The sequence below is a fragment of the Klebsiella sp. P1954 genome (assembly GCF_018199955.1).
GTDB lineage: Bacteria > Pseudomonadota > Gammaproteobacteria > Enterobacterales > Enterobacteriaceae > Klebsiella > Klebsiella pneumoniae.
In genome coordinates this window covers 3,285,897-3,302,469 of record NZ_CP073373.1, presented here as the reverse complement: position 1 = coordinate 3,302,469, position 16,573 = coordinate 3,285,897, and the positions used below count along the sequence as shown (strand labels likewise).

The window sequence follows — 16,573 nt, the reverse complement described above, 5'->3', positions numbered from 1 at the left end:
TCAACGTCCTGACAACTGGCGCAGTGCGGAGATAACGCGAGTGACATCGTCATCGGTCATATCCGGGAACAACGGGAGAGAGCAGATGCGGGCGCTGTTCCATTCGGTATTCGGCAGGGAAACCTCAGGGAAGCGCTCGCGGTAATATTTTTGCGTATGGGCCGCACGGAAGTGCAGGCCGGTGCCGATGCCCATCGCCTTCAGCTTTTCCATCAGCGCGTCGCGGCTGATGCCGCACGCGGCCTCATCGACGCGGATGATAAACAGATGCCAGGCGTGTTGGTGATCCCAGGTCGGGACGCTCAGCGGTTTAAACGGCGTGTCCGCCAGCTCGCGCAGGTAGCGCTGGGCAATCTCGGTCCGGCGCTGATTGGCGTGGCTCAGTTTTTCCAGCTGGACCAGCGCCAGAGCGGCGTTGATATCGGCAAGGTTGTACTTGAAGCCCGGGGTGATCACCTCCGCCTGCGGCGCGCGGCCGTGGGTCTGGCGATCATAAGCGTCCACGCCCAGACCATGGAATTTCAGGCTACGGATGCGGGAGGCCAGCTCGTCGTCGTCGGTGACAATCAGCCCGCCTTCGGCGCAGGTCATGTTTTTGATCGCGTGGAACGAGAAAATGGCGGTCCCCTGCCAGCCCACGTGGCGGCCTTTATAATGGGTACCGGCCGCATGGGCGGCGTCTTCGATCACCGAAATGCCATGGCGCTCGCCCACCGCGCGAATGGCGTCGATGTCGGCTGGCGCGCCCGCGTAGTGCACGGGAACTATCGCTTTGGTACGCGAAGTGATCGCCGCTTCCACCGCGTCAGGGGTAATCATCAGATTGTCGTTATCGACATCGATCATCACCGGCGTGGCGCCCAGCAGGCAGATCATATTGAGAGTGGAGACCCAGGTCTGGGACGGCGTAATGACTTCATCGCCGGGGCCAATACCCAGCGCCATCAGGGTCACATGCATCCCGCCGGTCGCTGAACTGACGGCAATCGCATGACGGTTGTCGGTCAGCTGGCAGAATGCCGCTTCAAGTGCCTGATTCTTCGGCCCGGTGGTGATCCAGCCCGACGCTAAAACTTCACGCAGGGCTGCCAGCTCTGCGTCGCCCATCGACGGGCGCGAAAAAGGCAAAAAATCGCTCATCATCATCCTGTTCTGTAGATGACCCACGCACGAATCTGGGTCGTTAGAATAAAATATCCTGCGCCTGCGGACTTAAACGAAATTAAAATGAAGTGAGTTCAGCACGGCATTCCATTTCAGGGTATCTCGACCACTATTAATGTAGTCGACCTTGCTTAGGATAATATTAAGAAATTAATATTTCTTCGGAATAAGAAATAAATTCTTAATAAACAGTATGATAGGAGTTTTTTATGGCAGAAATTTGACGGAGATGCGTTCCTGTCACGAAAAAGAGAACAGGAACGCAATAGTTGAAATTAAACGAGAACTAAACCAGTTCACAATTTATTATTCTGTCATTGTCACGCTTAATGACAAAAAGTTAGCGCAGATCAGAAAGTTATTTCTGCTGAATTACAAATTTGCAGGAAAATCCGCAGGCAATTCGCTCGCCGGGCAATTAATGACCTCGTCATTATCCGCGCCACAGTCGCGAATGAAGGTGATAGTGGCGAACTCGTCAATCACTTCCGTCGGGTAGGCCGGGCCGGCATCGCGATACGAATTCATCAGCGGAATATGGTCGTTCTGGAAGCAGATGGTTTTTTCCGGGTTATTCATGATCCAGCGCGGGAAGAAAATAGTGCCGTGGAACAGTTTGTCGCCCAGGTTGACGATCAGGCTGACGTCGGTGCCGGTCGGTTCGGTCCAGGAGATTTTGTAGATACTTTCCCCCACCCGCACAATGTACGCTTCCTGATCTTTCACCCAGCGATTGCCGACGATGCCGCTGTGAATACGGTAGTCGAGGGTGTGGCCATTTTTGACGTAAATCTCGTAGTTCCAGCCGTTGTCGTAGGTATAGACCAGATGTTTACCGATAAAGCCGCTGAGGTCATGTTTGTCGAAAGTGCTCATCATTTATTCTCCTCTGTTTTGTTGAGGACAGCATACGTCTTTAAAAAATGAATGAATAACGCTATGTTTGGATTAAATACATTCAAATTTTAGATTGATTATGCACAAGACAACCCTGGAGCAGTGGGCGTTACTCGAAAAGGTAGTGGAATTGGGGAGCTTTGCCAGAGCGGCGGAGGAGACCAATCGCAGTCAGTCATCGGTAAGCTATAACCTCGCGCTGCTGCAGGAGCGCTTAGGCGTGGCGCTGCTGGCGCCGTCCGGCCGGCGGGCGGTGCTGACGCCGGCTGGCGAACTACTGCTGAATCAGGTCAAGCCGCTGCTGCAGGCCTTCGCCTACGTCGAGACGCACGCCGCCACTCTGCGCAACGGGGCGCGGACCCGCCTGGATCTGGTGGTCGACAGTATTTTCCCGCGCCAGCGGCTGTTCGCGATTTTACGCCAGTTTCAGCAGCGCTATCCGCAGACCCAGGTCAGGCTCACCGAAGTGCTGGAAAACCTGGATGACGAGAGCGCGGCGCGGACGGAAGCCGATGTGATGGTGTTGACCCGCCGCCAGGATATTACCGGCCGCGGGGAGTGGCTGATGAATATTGATTTCATCGCCGTCGCCCACCGCGACCACCCTCTCGCCGCGCTGGACGGACCGCTGGAGGATAGCGCGCTGGCGCCGTGGCCGCTGGTGCGCATTGCCGATCAGGGCGGAGATAGCCAGGCGCCGCGAGACGCCTGGACCTTCTCCACCATTGATGCCGCCATTGATGCGGTGATGTATCAGGTCGGCTTCGGCTGGCTGCCGGAGGAGCGCATTCGCCCCCATCTCGACCAGGGCGTGCTGAAGCGGTTGCCCCTCAGCCATGGCGCGCGCCGCGCGACGCCGCTGCATCTGATCGTCAAGCGGGACCTGGCGCCGATCGACGAACAGGTGGCCACGCTGCTGGCGTTGTTCCGGACGCCCTGAGGGGTAAGGCGGCGCTGGTCGCCTGGGCGTAATGATACGATTTTCTTATACTTTCCGGCGCAATATTGATCCAGGTTACTCCCAAAGTATGATGAATCACTAAAATCGTCATACTTTCCTGTCGTTGAGATTGCCGTCTTGTCTATTATCCGCCTCACCCTGCTGGCGCTGGTCGCCTGCGTCCCTCTGCTGGCTCAGGCCGCGCCGTACCAGCTCACCACCGCCTGGCCGGTTAACGTCGGCCCGCTGAATCCCCATCTCTATACGCCCAACCAGATGTTTGCCCAAAGCATGGTCTATGAACCGCTGGTGAAGTATCAGGCTGACGGCAGCGTACAGCCCTGGCTGGCAACCCGCTGGCGTCACTCCGCCGACGGCAAAACCTGGTGGTTCACCCTGCGCGACGATGTGGCCTTCTCCAACGGCGAACCGTTTAACGCCCAGGCCGCGGCGGCCAATTTTCAGGCGGTGCTGGCCAACCGCCAACGCCACGCCTGGCTTGAGCTCGCCAACCAAATAACCGACGTGCGGGCCCTCAGCGCCACCGAGCTGCAGATCACCCTGAAAAGCGCCTACGCCCCCTTACTGCAAGAGCTGGCCCTGCCCCGCCCGTTCCGCTTCATCGCCCCCTCGCAGTTTATCGATGGCGGCACCGCCAGGGGCATTAAAGCCCCGATCGGCACCGGCCCGTGGCGGCTGGCAAGCTCGCAGCTCAATCAGCGCGATGTGCTGGTGCGCAATGAGCGCTACTGGGGTCGCAAACCCGCGCTACAGCAAATCACCATCAAGGTGATCCCTGACGCCACCAGCCGGGCGGTGGCGTTCGAAACCGGGGAAATCGATATGCTCTACGGCGATGAAGGGCTGCTGCCGCTGGACACCTTCGAACGCTTTCGCCATCACCCCGGCTACGTGGCGCGCCTGTCCGCCCCGGCGGAGACGGTAATGCTGGCGCTAAACGCCAGCCAGGGCCCGACCCGCGAGCAGGCGGTTCGTGAGGCGCTCAACTACGCCGTCGATAAACAGACCCTTGTCGATAGCGTGTTGTATGGCACCCAGCAGGTTGCCGACACCCTGTTTGCCCCCTCCGTCCCCTACGCCCCGCAGGATCTGACGCCGCGCCGTTACGACCCGACAAAAGCCCGCGCCCTGCTGGAACAGGCCGGCTGGCAGCAGCTGGAGGGCCAGCCCTGGCGACAAAAAGCCGGGCAACCGCTGGCGATTGAGCTGGCGTTTATTGGCACCGACGCGCTGGCTAAATCGATGGCCGAAATTATTCAGGCCAATCTGCGGCAGGTCGGCGTGCAGGTCACCCTGGTGGGCGAGGAGGAAAGCAGCATTTACGCGCGCCAGCGCGAAGGCCGCTTCGGCATGATCTTCAATCGCACCTGGGGCGCGCCCTACGATCCGCATGCCTTTTTAAGCTCAATGCGCGTCCCGTCGCATGCGGATTACCAGGCCCAGCGCGGCCTGCCAGACAAGGCACTGATTGATAAAGAGATTAGTGAAGTGCTGACCACCGGTGACGAGGCGCAGCGGAGAAAACTGTACCATGATGTGCTGACCCGTCTGCATCAGGACGCGGTGTATCTGCCCATCAGCTATGTCTCGCTGATGTCGGTCGCGCGCCAGGAGGTCGGGGAGATCCCGTTCGCCCCGGTGACCAGCGAGATCCCTTTCGACCAGATTACCCCGGTAACGCCATAATGCTACGCTATATTTTACGCCGCCTGCTGCTGCTGATCCCGCTGCTGCTCGCCGCCTCCGCCATCATCTTTCTGCTGCTGCGGCTCGGCACCGGCGACCCGGCGCTGGATTATTTACGCCTGTCGAACCTGCCGCCCACTGAAGAGATGGTTGCCTCGACACGCGAGCTGCTGGGGCTCAACCAGCCGCTGGCAATGCAGTATCTGCACTGGCTATGGCGGGCGCTGCACCTGGATTTCGGTCTCTCCTATGCCACCCAGCGCCCGGTGCTGGACGACCTGCTGCACTTCCTGCCGGCCACCCTGCTGCTCACCGGCGCGGCGCTGGCGCTGATCCTCGTCACCTCCCTGCCGTTGGGCATCTGGGCGGCGCGCCATCGCGATCGCCTGCCGGACTATATCGTACGGCTGATTGCCTTCCTCGGCGTCTCAATGCCCAACTTCTGGCTGGCCTTTCTGCTGGTGATGCTCTTTTCCGTGCATCTGCAGTGGCTCCCGGCGATGGGGTATGGCGACTGGCAGCACCTGATATTGCCCGCCGTCTCCATCGCCTTTATGTCGCTGGCGATCAACGCCCGCCTGCTGCGCGCCAGCATGCTGGACGCCGCCAGCCAGCGTCACGTGATATGGGCGCGACTGCGCGGATTGAGCGCGCGCCAGGTGGAGCGCCGACATATCCTGCGCAATGCCACCCTGCCGGTGGTGACCGCCATGGGCATGCACATTGGCGAGCTGATCGGCGGCACCATGATTATCGAAAATATCTTTGCCTGGCCCGGGGTCGGCCGCTACGCAGTTTCCGCCATTTTCAATCGCGATTACCCGGTGATCCAGTGCTTTACCCTGATGATGGTGACGGTGTTCGTGCTGGCTAATCTGGCGGTAGATGTGCTTAACGCGGCGCTCGACCCGCGCCTGCGCCGCCACGAGGAGGTGAGCGCATGAGAGGGCTACAAAGCTTTCGCTGGCCGGTAAAACTGGCCATGCTGGTTATCGCGCTGCTGGCGGTCATCGCCATCGGCAGCGGCTGGTGGCTGCCCTGGGATCCAGCGGCGATTGACCTTCAGCAGCGGCTGCTGCCGCCGGGCGCAGCGCACTGGCTCGGCACCGATCATCTCGGCCGGGATATTTTCTCACGCCTGCTGGCCGCCACCCGCGTTTCGCTGGGGGCGGTGATGGCTTGTCTGCTGCTGGTGCTGCTGATCGGCCTGGCGGTCGGCGGCAGCGCCGGACTGCTGGGCGGCCGTGCCGACCGCGGCCTGATGCGCATCGCCGAACTGTTTATGACCTTTCCGACCTCGATCCTGTCGTTCTTTATGGTGGGAGTGCTGGGTACCGGGCTGACCAATGTGATCCTCGCCATTGCGCTGTCACACTGGGCCTGGTACGCCAGAATGGTGCGTAACCTGGTGGTTTCCCTGCGCCAGCGCGAATTTATCCTCGCCGCCCGTCTGAGCGGCGCCAGCCAGTGGCGGCTGTTCAGCGACCATCTGGCCGGCGCGGTGATCCCCTCGCTGCTGGTGCTCGCCTCGCTGGATATCGGCCATATGATGCTTCACGTAGCCGGCATGTCGTTCCTCGGTCTCGGCGTCAGCGCGCCGACGGCGGAATGGGGGGTGATGATCAACGACGCCCGGCAGTATATCTGGACCCAGCCGCTGCAAATGGTCTGGCCGGGGCTGGCGCTGTTCATCAGCGTGATGGCTTTTAACCTGCTGGGCGACGCGCTGCGCGATCGTCTCGATCCCCACCTGATCGCGGAGCATAGCCACTGATGCCGCAGAAGATCCAACTGGAACAGATCTCGCTTGCCGCTGACCGACCGCTGGTCAGCGACGTCTCCTTCACCCTGCGCCGCGGCCAGGTGCTGGCGCTGCTCGGCAGCAGTGGTTGCGGAAAATCGCTGACCTGCGCCGCCGCGCTGGGCCTGCTGCCGCCCGGCGTCAGGCAAACCGCCGGCCGGGTGCTTCTCGACGGCATTCCGGTGCACGGCGAACAGCTGCGCGGGGCGACCATCGCCACCATCATGCAGAACCCGCGCAGCGCCTTTAACCCGCTGCATACCATGGCCGCGCACGCCCGGGAAACCTGCCGGGCAGCGGGTCGTGAAACGAATGACGCCGTGCTGCTGGCAGCGATGGAGGAGGTCGGTCTGGACAATCCGCGGGCGCTGCTGAAGCGCTACCCTTTTGAAATGAGCGGGGGCATGCTGCAACGGATGATGGTCGCTCTCGCCCTGCTCAGCCGCGCGCCCTTTATCATCGCCGACGAGCCGACGACCGATCTCGATGCCATCGCCCAGGCACGCATCCTCGACCTGCTGGCGGATATTGTCGCCAGGCGCGGTCTGGGACTGCTGCTGGTGACGCATGACATGGGCGTCGTGGCGCGGCTGGCGCATCACGTAACGGTGATGGAGAACGGTCGCCTCGTTGAACACTGCGATGTGAATACGCTATTTAGCGCCCCGCGGCACCCGCTCAGCCAGCGCCTGCTGGCCGCGCATCTGGCGTTATACGGTCTGGAGAAAACACCATGAATTTACTCAGCGCTACCGGGGTGAGTCACGATTATCCTCACCACGGCAGGGTCCTGCATGCGATCCATCTCGCCATCGCCCCTGGCGAAACGGTGGCCCTGCTCGGACGCAGCGGCTGTGGGAAAAGCACCCTGGCGCGGATGCTGGTGGGTCTGGAAACGCCGCAGCACGGTGATATTGCCTGGCGCGGCACGCCGCTGGCCGCCCTGAAGGGCGAGGCCATCGGCGCCTTCCGCCGTGATATTCAGCTGGTATTTCAGGATGCCTTCAGCGCGGTGAATCCGCGCAAAACGGTGCGCGAGATCGTCAGCGAGCCGCTGCGCCATCTGTTACGCTTGTCGCGTGAGGCGCGTGCGCGGCGGGTGGAAGAGATGCTGCTGGCCGTCGACCTCGCGCCGTCGCTGCTCGATAAGCGCCCGGCGCAGCTCAGCGGCGGACAGCTGCAGCGCGTCTGCCTGGCACGCGCCCTGGCGGTACGGCCGCAGCTGTTGATCCTTGATGAAGCGGTTTCAAATCTCGATCTGCTGCTGCAGGCGGAGATTATCGCCCTGCTGAAGCGTCTGCAGGCGCAGTTTGACACCGCCTGCCTGTTCATCACCCATGACCTGCGGCTGGTGGAGCGCTTTTGCCAGCGAGTGCTGGTGATGGAGCACGGGCGCATCGTCGAAACCGCAACGGTTAGTCTACCGCTACGCCTGCGCTCTCCTGCCGGACAGGCGCTCCAGCAGGCGGTGCTCCCCCCTTTTTCTGCCACTCTGCTTAACGAGGCCATGCCATGCAGCGCGTAACCCTGACCCTTGATGATGACCTGCTGGCCGCCCTCGATGCGCTAAGCGCCCGCCGCGGCTACCACAACCGTTCGGAGGCGGTACGCGATATTCTGCGCGACGCCCTCAACCAGGATCCTCCGTCGCCGGAATCACGGCGCGGGTATGCCGTCCTGTCGTACGTGTATGAACATGAAAAACGCGAACTGGCGAGCCGGCTGGTGGCCACCCAGCATCATCATCACGATCTCTCCGTCGCCACGCTGCATGTGCATATCAGTCATGACGACTGCCTGGAGATTGCGGTGCTGAAAGGTGATATGGCCGAGGTACAGCATTTTGCCGACGACGTGATTGCCCAGCGCGGCGTGCGCCATGGGCATTTGCAGTGTTTAGCGGATGATTAATTATTTGAAAATTCTTGGGTGGTTTATCAACAGTTGATAAACCATATAAATTATACGCTTTGTTAATTATCCCGCTTCGCCAATAATGGCGCCTCATTTAACGATCTCGTTATGGCGAGGCTCCTGCATAAATACAAGTTACCGCCCTGTTGGTATCGAGAGAGACCACTCAGGGAAATACAGGCTTCCATCGAATCAAGGTGTTGCCAAGGTAACTTCTGGCGGTCATGACCGTTCAGATACGTTATGCAGTGCTAAAACCAGGACGTAGGGATCTGCCTGCGCTAACCCTGTCTTGTTCGCCCCTATGAGTGATTTTTTATAGGGATTTTTAAACATGTCTTCCATTCAACTCTGCGCCGCCCATCAGGCGACCTCTGGCTTCGACGGCGATGCGATCGCCCAGTACATGCGTACCGATTTTATTACGCTGCAGGAACATCTCAGCGTTCATGAGGCGCGCGAACACTTTATCTCCCAGCTGGCCAGCGATGATATTCCCGGGCAGGTGTTTGTCGTCGCCGGCAAGAAGCTGCGTGGCAGCCTGTCGGTCAAAAAGCTACTCCAGGAAACGGATATCAACCAGTCTATCCGCCACCTGATGGACAGCTGCCTGTTTCGCGTCAAACCTGACGATGAGCGCCAGCAGGTGATTGCCGAGCTCAGCGAGCGCGGCCTCGACCTGGTCCCCGTCGTCGATAAAGGCGAGCTGGTCGGCTGCCTGATGGAGAAGGAGATCGCCCATCTGCTGGAGGATGACGTCACCGAAGATGCTCAGCTGCAGGGGGCAACGCTGCCGCTGGAAAAACCGTACCTCGAGATCAGCCCCTGGACGCTGTGGAAAAAACGCTCGGTGTGGCTGCTGCTGCTGTTCGTGGCCGAAGCCTACACCAGCAGCGTACTGCAGCATTTCGAAGAAGCCCTGGAATCGGCCATCGCGCTGGCCTTCTTTATTCCGCTGCTCATCGGCACCGGCGGCAACAGCGGAACGCAGATCACCTCGACGCTGGTGCGCTCGATGGCGCTGGGGGAAGTGCGACTGCGCGATATGGGGCGGGTGATCCGCAAAGAGGTATCGACCTCGTTTCTGATTGCCCTGACCCTGGGCCTGGCGGGCTGCCTGCGCGCCTGGATGATGGGGATTGGCATGGAAATCACGCTCATCGTCAGCCTGACGCTGGTGTGCATTACCCTGTGGAGCGCGATTGTCTCCTCGGTCATTCCGATGGTGCTTAAGCGGATCGGCATTGACCCGGCGGTAGTTTCCGCGCCGTTTATCGCCACGCTGATTGATGGCACCGGGCTGATTATCTATTTCAAAATCGCCCAGTATTTTCTTGGGTTGAACTGATCATATACGTCCGGGCACCAGGGCGCCCGGACGCGTAGATTACCCTTCCACCAGCGCCTGCGCGCAGGCCCAGGCGCTTGACCACGCCCACTGGAAGTTATACCCCCCGAGCCAGCCGGTAACGTCCATCACTTCGCCGATAAAGTAGAGACCCGGCGCCTTACGCGCCTCCATAGTACGCGACGAGAGTTCGTTGGTGTCCACGCCGCCGAGGGTCACCTCCGCCGTCCGGTAGCCTTCGGTGCCGTTCGGCTGCACGCGCCAGGCGGTTAACGTCTCCACCAGCGTCTGCTGATCGCGAACGTTCAGTTGCTTGAGCGTCACATCAGGTATCTGCCCCAGCTGCTGCAGACACTCCACCAGCCGCTTCGGCAGCTGCATCGCCAGGGTGTTCTTCAGGCTCTGGTTGGGATGCGCGCTGCGCTGCTCGTTAAGGAAGTCATCAAGATCGCAGTCCGGTAGCAGATTAACGGTGACGAACTCGCCGGGCTGCCAGTAGCTGGAAATTTGCAGCACCGCCGGTCCGGAAAGGCCGCGGTGGGTGAACAGCAGATTTTCGCGAAACAGAGTGCCGTTCTCGGCGGTAATGGTCGACGGCACCGACACGCCGGAGAGGACCTGCAGCTGCTCAAGCAATGGCTTGTGGAGGGTAAACGGCACCAGTCCCGCGCGGGTCGGCAGCACCTTCAGGCCGAACTGCTCGGCGACTTTATAGCCAAACGGCGAGGCGCCGAGCCCCGGCATCGACAGACCGCCGGAGGCGATCACCAGCTTTTTGGTCATCAGCGTTTCGCCGTTCACCTGTAGCCGGTAGCCTTGTTCATCGCGCTCCACGCTGAGGATTTCGCTGCGCAGACGGATCTGCACGCCGCCCTTTTCACATTCCGCGAGCAGCAGATTGACGATCTGCTCCGCCGAATCATCGCAAAACAGCTGGCCGAGGGTCTTCTCATGCCAGGCGATGCCATATTTGCCGACCAGCTCGATAAAGTCCCACTGGGTGTAGCGCGCCAGGGCAGATTTGCAAAAATGCGGGTTTTGGCTCAAATAGGCCGCCGGTTCAACATACATGTTGGTAAAGTTGCAGCGGCCGCCGCCGGACATCAGAATTTTTCGCCCCGGCTTTTTGCCGTTATCCAGCAGCAGGACGCGGCAGCCAAGCTGGCCCGCCTGCGCTGCGCAAAACATACCCGCCGCTCCGGCGCCAACGACAATGGCATCAAACCTTTCCACACCGCGTTCCTCGTTCCCCAATTGTCGGGTTTTGTAAATATTTCACTCTGGTCACACCAGCGGGAAAAATCCCGCATTAGATACATCATTGAAAGATATAGGATTACTCCCAACAGGGTAAAACCTAAACAGGAAGAAAATCAAAAAAAGTCTATATTTCACTTTGCCCGCGCCGCTAAAGTCACTGATAATGCGCCGCGTTCATGTCCTCAAAATGGCGTAACGTCCTATGCTACATTTATTTGCCGGTCTGGATTTACATACCGGACTATTATTATTGCTTGCTTTAGCTTTTGTACTGTTTTACGAAGCAATTAACGGTTTCCATGATACCGCAAACGCGGTGGCTACGGTTATCTACACTCGCGCAATGCGCTCACAGCTCGCTGTGGCGATGGCGGCGCTCTTCAACTTCTTCGGCGTTCTGCTGGGCGGTCTCAGCGTAGCCTATGCCATCGTGCATATGCTGCCGACCGATCTGCTGCTTAACATGGGTTCCGCACATGGCCTCGCCATGGTGTTCTCTATGCTTCTGGCGGCGATCATCTGGAACCTCGGCACCTGGTACTTCGGTCTTCCAGCTTCCAGTTCTCATACCCTGATTGGCGCCATCATCGGCATTGGTTTAACCAATGCGCTGATGACCGGTACTTCCGTGGTTGATGCGCTGAATATCCCGAAAGTCATCGGCATTTTTGCTTCGCTTATCATCTCGCCGATCGTCGGTCTGGTGATCGCGGGCGGCCTGATTTTCCTGCTGCGTCGCTACTGGAGCGGAACCAAAAAACGCGCGCGTATCCACCTGACGCCCGCAGAGCGTGAAAAGAAAGACGGTAAGAAAAAGCCGCCGTTCTGGACCCGTATCGCGCTGATCCTGTCTGCTATTGGCGTGTCGTTCTCTCACGGTGCTAACGATGGGCAGAAAGGCATTGGCCTGGTGATGCTGGTGCTGATCGGCGTCGCGCCGGCGGGTTTCGTGGTGAATATGAATGCCTCTGGTTACGAAATCACCCGTACCCGCGATGCGGTCAACAACGTGGAAACCTTCTTCCAGCAGCGTCCTGAACTGCTGAAAAAAGCCACCGGCGTCGATCAGCTGGTGCCTTCTCCGGATACCAATACCGCGGCCAATGGCGAGTTCCACTGCCATCCGGCGAACACCATCAACGCCCTTGACCGCGTCAAAACCATGCTGACCGGCGTTGAGAACTACGAGTCGCTAAAACCGGAACAGCGCGGCCAGCTGCGTCGCATCATGCTCTGCATCTCCGACACCACCGACAAGGTGGCGAAGCTGCCGGATGTGAGCGCTGACGACCAGCGTCTGCTGAAGAAACTGAAAACCGATATGCTGAGCACCATCGAGTACGCGCCAATCTGGATTATCATGGCTGTCGCGCTGGCGCTGGGTATCGGCACCATGATCGGCTGGCGCCGCGTGGCGACCACCATCGGTGAGAAGATTGGTAAGAAAGGCATGACCTACGCTCAGGGGATGTCGGCTCAGATGACCGCAGCGGTTTCTATCGGTCTGGCGAGCTACACCGGGATGCCGGTTTCCACCACCCACGTACTCTCCTCCTCGGTAGCGGGGACGATGCTGGTGGATGGCGGTGGTCTGCAGAAAAAGACGGTGACCAGCATTCTGATGGCCTGGGTGCTGACCCTGCCGGCAGCGATTATCCTTTCAGGCGTCCTTTACTGGCTCTCCCTGAAACTGATTTAAGCGTTATTCGTTCGAAACGGGCCAGCTTGCTGGCCCGTTTTTTTATTCTGAAACGTTAGTGCCAGATCATCAGCGCAATCAGGCTCACCACCACCAGGCCGCACAGGGCGCTGGTCAGGATAAACTGGCGACGAACACGTTCGCAGCGACGAATAAATTCATCATCGTGATGGTCACGGTAGCGCTGGGCATAGATATACCACACCAGCCGCATCTGTTTGCTGGGCTGCCCGTGCGAGGTAAAAAAGCCGCCGCCATCAACATACTGATAGAGCAAGGGATCGCAACCACGTAGCACCACCAATAATGCACGCAACGATGAGAAGTAGCGTGCCATATTCACCACACAAACGACACACAGGGCCCAAAACAGCGCAATAGTGCTGATCATACCTCCTCCCCGGCGACCCGCCTACGGAGAAAACCTCCGCGGCTACCGCTCCCCAAATAACCCACGACGATACCGTAAAGAGTGCGATTCCGATCACATTTATTTTTCCGACCGGCTCATTAAATAGTGTAGGAGATCCATTAATTTTTTTACCACAAGGTTATTCGTTATCAATACGTAAGACGGATAAATTTGTTTAACTTTTAGGTGAACCCAGTGCATTGACGGAGTGCGGGGGGCGCTATAAGGTAGGAAATATCTTCTACAATGAAGTCCTTAAAGGCTACCCTCCCGCGAATGTAGCACGCAGGACGCGGGCGAAACGGCAGCGCCAGCTGTCAGGTCCAATGGTCATCGACAAACTTATGGAAGGAGTAACACTATGGCTTACAAACATATTCTGATTGCAGTAGACCTGTCCCCGGAGAGTAAAGTACTGGTTGAAAAAGCCGTTTCTATGGCCCGCCCGTATAACGCGAAAGTCTCCCTGATCCATGTGGATGTGAATTACTCCGACCTCTACACCGGGCTGATTGACGTTAACCTCGGCGACATGCAAAAACGCATCTCCGAAGAGACCCATCACGCGCTGACCGAGCTCTCGACCAACGCAGGCTATCCCATCACCGAGACCCTGAGCGGCAGCGGCGACCTTGGCCAGGTGCTGGTCGATGCGATTAAAAAATACGATATGGACCTGGTGGTCTGCGGCCATCATCAGGACTTCTGGAGCAAGCTGATGTCCTCTGCCCGCCAGCTGATTAACACCGTTCATGTCGACATGCTGATCGTCCCGCTGCGCGACGAAGAAGACGAATAACCGTCTCGTTTTATCCGCGCAATACGCCCGCCGATGCGGGCGTTTTTTATTTTCGCTTTCCCTCGCCATGCGGCAGAACTTCAATCCATAAAATCGCCATTAAATTAGTGTGATCAACCAGTTATTCGGCGAAATATCTATATAATAATCTATTCCATAAGCCAATAACCGCAGCATGGCGAGTTATCAGACATTTTCGGCGCGTTCTGGCATACGCGTTCATACTTTTTGGGAAAGTAATACAAGGCGAAGGAATATGAATACAACTGCACCTACGGGCTTGCTGCAGCAACCTCGTCCGTTCTTTATGATCTTCTTTGTGGAGCTCTGGGAACGTTTTGGCTATTACGGCGTTCAGGGGATCCTGGCGGTCTTCTTTGTTAAACAGCTGGGCTTCTCTCAGGAACAGGCCTTTATCACCTTCGGCGCCTTCGCGGCGCTGGTTTACGGGCTGATCTCCATCGGCGGCTACGTGGGCGACCATTTGCTGGGGACCAAACGCACGCTGGTGCTCGGCGCCATTGTGCTGGCTATCGGCTACTTTATGACCGGGATGTCGCTGCTGAAACCGCAGCTGATCTTTATCGCTCTCGGCACCATCGCCGTCGGCAACGGTTTGTTTAAAGCCAACCCGGCGAGCCTGCTCTCCAAATGCTATCCGCCGAAGGATGCCCGTCTCGACGGGGCATTTACCCTGTTCTATATGTCGATAAACATCGGTTCGCTGCTGTCGCTGTCGCTGGCGCCGGTGATCGCCGAAAAATTTGGCTATGCGGTAACCTATAACCTGTGCGGCGCGGGGCTGATTATCGCGCTGCTGGTCTACTTCGCCTGCCGCGGGATGGTGAAAGATATTGGCTCCGAGCCGGATCATCGCCCCCTCAGCCTACGCAATCTGGCGCTGGTGCTGGCCGGTACGGTGGTAATGATTTTTCTCTGCGCCTGGCTGATGCATAACGTGATGATCGCCAACCTGGTGCTGATTGTTCTGTCGGTCGTGGTTATTGCGTTCTTTTTCCGTGAGGCGTTTCGCCTCGATAAAACTGGACGCAACAAAATGTTCGTCGCCTTTATTCTGATGATCGAGGCGGTGCTGTTTTACATTCTGTATGCCCAGATGCCGACCTCGCTGAACTTCTTCGCCATCAACAACGTCCATCATGAGATCCTTGGCTTTACCATCAACCCGGTCAGCTTCCAGGCGCTGAATCCCTTCTGGGTAGTGGTCGCCAGCCCGGTGCTGGCGGCGATCTACACCCATCTCGGTCATAAGGGTAAAGACCTGACCATGCCGGTGAAATTTACCCTCGGGATGTTCCTCTGCGCGCTGGGCTTCCTGACCGCCGCGGCGGCCGGGATGTGGTTCGCCGACGCCCAGGGGTTAACCTCGCCGTGGTTTATTGTGCTGGTTTATCTGTTCCAGAGTCTGGGCGAACTGTTAATCAGCGCTCTGGGGCTGGCGATGGTTGCCGCGCTGGTGCCGCAGCATCTGATGGGCTTTATTCTGGGGATGTGGTTTCTGACCCAGGCCGCCGCTTTCCTGCTGGGCGGCTATGTGGCGACCTTTACCGCGGTGCCGGAAAACATCACCGACCCGCTGCAGACCCTGCCGGTCTACACCAATGTGTTCAGTAAAATTGGCCTGGTGACGCTGGGCGTCACGGTGGTAATGGCGCTGATGGTGCCGTGGCTGAACCGGATGATTAATACCCCGGCCAGCGCCGAATAACCGTTTGAGATGGCCGATCCGCTGGCGCCGTTTGTTTAAATATTGCGGTTCCCGGCTCGCGCTACGCGGAGCCGGGCGACGATTCGGTAGCCCGGATAAGGCGCGTTGCGCCGCTATCCGGGAGTTACCACCACGGCGTAATATTACTCCGGCGTACCGGCGTAAATATCAAACCGATGTCCTTTGGTCACCACCGCGTTAGGCGTGGCGACATCCGCCAGCGGCGGCGCATAATCCGGGCGCTTGACCACCACTCGTTTGGTCGCCAACTGACGCGCTGGCGCCAACAGACCATCGGCGTCTAAATCCGGCCCCACCAGCGACTGAAAGACGCGCATCTCTTTCTTCACCAGCGCGCTTTTCTGCTTATGCGGGAACATCGGATCGAGGTACACCACCTGCGGGCGCGGGGTGATATCGGTTAACGCCGTCAGGCTGGAGGCGTGGATCAGCTGCAGCCGCTCCTGCAGCCAGCCGCCGATTTCCGCGTCAGCATAGCCGCGCGCCAGGCCATCATCGAGCAGCGCGGCGACCACCGGATTGCGCTCCAGCATCCGCACGCGACAGCCGACCGACGCCAGCACAAAGGCATCGCGTCCCAGCCCGGCCGTCGCATCGACGACATCCGGCAGGTAATCGCCTTTAATACCCACCGCTTTAGCCACCGCTTCGCCGCGGCCGCCGCCAAACTTGCGCCGGTGGGCCATCGCCCCGCCGACGAAATCGACGAAGATGCCGCCAAGCTTGGGCTCATCGCGCTTGCGTAGCTCCAGATGCTCCGTCGTCAGCGCCAGCGCCATCGGGTTATCGTCATCCTGCTCCAGCCCCCAGCGGGCGGCTAAAACAGATAAGGCGCCGTCACCGGCGCCTGTTTCATCAATTAAGCAGATCTTCACGTAGCAA

General features: G+C 58.8%; 16 protein-coding genes and 1 riboswitch. Of the genes, 11 read left to right on the top strand and 5 right to left on the bottom strand.

The features are described 5' to 3' along the window. Together arnB and KB890_RS15725 are read right to left on the bottom strand one after the other, a co-directional pair. Positions 1 to 1,140, bottom strand: coding sequence for a UDP-4-amino-4-deoxy-L-arabinose aminotransferase (gene arnB, locus KB890_RS15730; protein WP_004181482.1), 1,140 nt, complete (start codon positions 1,138 to 1,140; stop codon positions 1 to 3). A gap of 396 nt (positions 1,141 to 1,536) precedes the next feature. Next, positions 1,537 to 2,043 carry a phenolic acid decarboxylase gene (locus KB890_RS15725; protein WP_004181483.1) on the bottom strand — a complete coding sequence of 169 codons (507 nt, stop codon included), beginning with the start codon at positions 2,041 to 2,043 and terminating at the stop codon, positions 1,537 to 1,539. 97 nt (positions 2,044 to 2,140) lie between these two features. On the opposite strand from KB890_RS15725, the gene KB890_RS15720 reads away from it, so the two are divergent. From KB890_RS15720 to KB890_RS15685, 8 genes are all read left to right on the top strand, one after another. Beyond that, a complete protein-coding gene (locus KB890_RS15720) occupies positions 2,141 to 3,001 on the top strand; it encodes a LysR family transcriptional regulator (protein ID WP_004151421.1) in 861 nt (286 codons plus the stop codon). 138 nt (positions 3,002 to 3,139) lie between these two features. After that, positions 3,140 to 4,708, top strand: coding sequence for a nickel ABC transporter substrate-binding protein (nikA, locus tag KB890_RS15715; protein ID WP_004181484.1), 1,569 nt, complete (start codon positions 3,140 to 3,142; stop codon positions 4,706 to 4,708). Continuing rightward, the gene (gene nikB, locus KB890_RS15710; protein ID WP_004150102.1) at positions 4,708 to 5,652 is read left to right on the top strand and encodes a nickel ABC transporter permease subunit NikB; all 945 of its coding nucleotides are present in this window, start codon (positions 4,708 to 4,710) and stop codon (positions 5,650 to 5,652) included. Before nikA ends, nikB begins: the two co-directional genes overlap by 1 nt. Then, on the top strand, positions 5,649 to 6,482 hold the full coding sequence (gene nikC / locus KB890_RS15705) for a nickel ABC transporter permease subunit NikC (protein ID WP_019705031.1): 834 nt from the start codon (positions 5,649 to 5,651) through the stop codon (positions 6,480 to 6,482). The genes nikB and nikC overlap by 4 nt, the downstream gene beginning before the upstream one ends. Next, entirely contained in the window at positions 6,482 to 7,246 is a 765-nt protein-coding gene (locus KB890_RS15700) for a nickel import ATP-binding protein NikD (protein WP_020325157.1), read from the top strand. The genes nikC and KB890_RS15700 overlap by 1 nt, the downstream gene beginning before the upstream one ends. Continuing rightward, positions 7,243 to 8,034 (top strand): nickel import ATP-binding protein NikE, encoded by a 792-nt coding sequence (gene nikE, locus KB890_RS15695; RefSeq protein WP_020325156.1) that lies wholly within the window; start codon positions 7,243 to 7,245, stop codon positions 8,032 to 8,034. Before KB890_RS15700 ends, nikE begins: the two co-directional genes overlap by 4 nt. Then, complete coding sequence (gene nikR, locus KB890_RS15690; RefSeq protein WP_002921188.1) at positions 8,022 to 8,420, top strand: nickel-responsive transcriptional regulator NikR; 399 nt, start codon at positions 8,022 to 8,024, stop codon at positions 8,418 to 8,420. Before nikE ends, nikR begins: the two co-directional genes overlap by 13 nt. A 98-nt stretch (positions 8,421 to 8,518) precedes the next feature. Next, a riboswitch (M-box (ykoK) riboswitch) is annotated at positions 8,519 to 8,700 on the top strand. Between the two features lie 57 nt (positions 8,701 to 8,757). Further along, positions 8,758 to 9,771: a magnesium transporter gene (locus KB890_RS15685; protein ID WP_004181490.1), complete on the top strand. Its 1,014-nt coding sequence runs from the start codon at positions 8,758 to 8,760 to the stop codon at positions 9,769 to 9,771. A 39-nt stretch (positions 9,772 to 9,810) separates the two neighbouring features. Here KB890_RS15685 and KB890_RS15680 read toward each other — a convergent pair whose 3' ends face one another. Further along, positions 9,811 to 11,004, bottom strand: a complete 1,194-nt coding sequence (locus KB890_RS15680) for a BaiN/RdsA family NAD(P)/FAD-dependent oxidoreductase (protein ID WP_016529349.1) — start codon at positions 11,002 to 11,004, stop codon at positions 9,811 to 9,813. Positions 11,005 to 11,233: 229 nt separating this feature from the next. On the opposite strand from KB890_RS15680, the gene pitA reads away from it, so the two are divergent. Then, positions 11,234 to 12,730 carry an inorganic phosphate transporter PitA gene (pitA, locus tag KB890_RS15675; RefSeq protein ID WP_002921200.1) on the top strand — a complete coding sequence of 499 codons (1,497 nt, stop codon included), beginning with the start codon at positions 11,234 to 11,236 and terminating at the stop codon, positions 12,728 to 12,730. 55 nt (positions 12,731 to 12,785) lie between these two features. Here pitA and uspB read toward each other — a convergent pair whose 3' ends face one another. Next, complete coding sequence (uspB, locus tag KB890_RS15670) at positions 12,786 to 13,121, bottom strand: universal stress protein UspB (RefSeq protein WP_002921203.1); 336 nt, start codon at positions 13,119 to 13,121, stop codon at positions 12,786 to 12,788. A gap of 382 nt (positions 13,122 to 13,503) precedes the next feature. Between uspB and uspA the strand changes: the two genes are divergently transcribed. Together uspA and dtpB are read left to right on the top strand one after the other, a co-directional pair. Then, on the top strand, positions 13,504 to 13,941 hold the full coding sequence (uspA, locus tag KB890_RS15665) for a universal stress protein UspA (protein WP_004145166.1): 438 nt from the start codon (positions 13,504 to 13,506) through the stop codon (positions 13,939 to 13,941). A gap of 256 nt (positions 13,942 to 14,197) precedes the next feature. Then, positions 14,198 to 15,670 carry a dipeptide/tripeptide permease DtpB gene (gene dtpB / locus KB890_RS15660; RefSeq protein WP_002921264.1) on the top strand — a complete coding sequence of 491 codons (1,473 nt, stop codon included), beginning with the start codon at positions 14,198 to 14,200 and terminating at the stop codon, positions 15,668 to 15,670. Between the two features lie 143 nt (positions 15,671 to 15,813). Here dtpB and rsmJ read toward each other — a convergent pair whose 3' ends face one another. Beyond that, on the bottom strand, positions 15,814 to 16,566 hold the full coding sequence (gene rsmJ, locus KB890_RS15655; protein ID WP_004188262.1) for a 16S rRNA (guanine(1516)-N(2))-methyltransferase RsmJ: 753 nt from the start codon (positions 16,564 to 16,566) through the stop codon (positions 15,814 to 15,816). Between the last annotated feature and the right edge of the window lie 7 nt (positions 16,567 to 16,573).

Excerpts from the sequence above, each read along its gene's own strand:
- pitA (WP_002921200.1), top strand. The coding sequence starts at position 11,234 with ATGCTACATTTATTTGCCGGTCTGGATTTACATACCGGACTATTATTA.
- KB890_RS15685 (WP_004181490.1), top strand. The coding sequence starts at position 8,758 with ATGTCTTCCATTCAACTCTGCGCCGCCCATCAGGCGACCTCTGGCTTC.
- KB890_RS15725 (WP_004181483.1), bottom strand. The coding sequence starts at position 2,043 with ATGATGAGCACTTTCGACAAACATGACCTCAGCGGCTTTATCGGTAAA.
- KB890_RS15720 (WP_004151421.1), top strand. The coding sequence starts at position 2,141 with ATGCACAAGACAACCCTGGAGCAGTGGGCGTTACTCGAAAAGGTAGTG.
- uspA (WP_004145166.1), top strand. The coding sequence starts at position 13,504 with ATGGCTTACAAACATATTCTGATTGCAGTAGACCTGTCCCCGGAGAGT.
- dtpB (WP_002921264.1), top strand. The coding sequence starts at position 14,198 with ATGAATACAACTGCACCTACGGGCTTGCTGCAGCAACCTCGTCCGTTC.
- uspB (WP_002921203.1), bottom strand. The coding sequence starts at position 13,121 with ATGATCAGCACTATTGCGCTGTTTTGGGCCCTGTGTGTCGTTTGTGTG.
- nikR (WP_002921188.1), top strand. The coding sequence starts at position 8,022 with ATGCAGCGCGTAACCCTGACCCTTGATGATGACCTGCTGGCCGCCCTC.
- nikB (WP_004150102.1), top strand. The coding sequence starts at position 4,708 with ATGCTACGCTATATTTTACGCCGCCTGCTGCTGCTGATCCCGCTGCTG.
- KB890_RS15700 (WP_020325157.1), top strand. The coding sequence starts at position 6,482 with ATGCCGCAGAAGATCCAACTGGAACAGATCTCGCTTGCCGCTGACCGA.
- nikC (WP_019705031.1), top strand. The coding sequence starts at position 5,649 with ATGAGAGGGCTACAAAGCTTTCGCTGGCCGGTAAAACTGGCCATGCTG.
- arnB (WP_004181482.1), bottom strand. The coding sequence starts at position 1,140 with ATGAGCGATTTTTTGCCTTTTTCGCGCCCGTCGATGGGCGACGCAGAG.
- nikE (WP_020325156.1), top strand. The coding sequence starts at position 7,243 with ATGAATTTACTCAGCGCTACCGGGGTGAGTCACGATTATCCTCACCAC.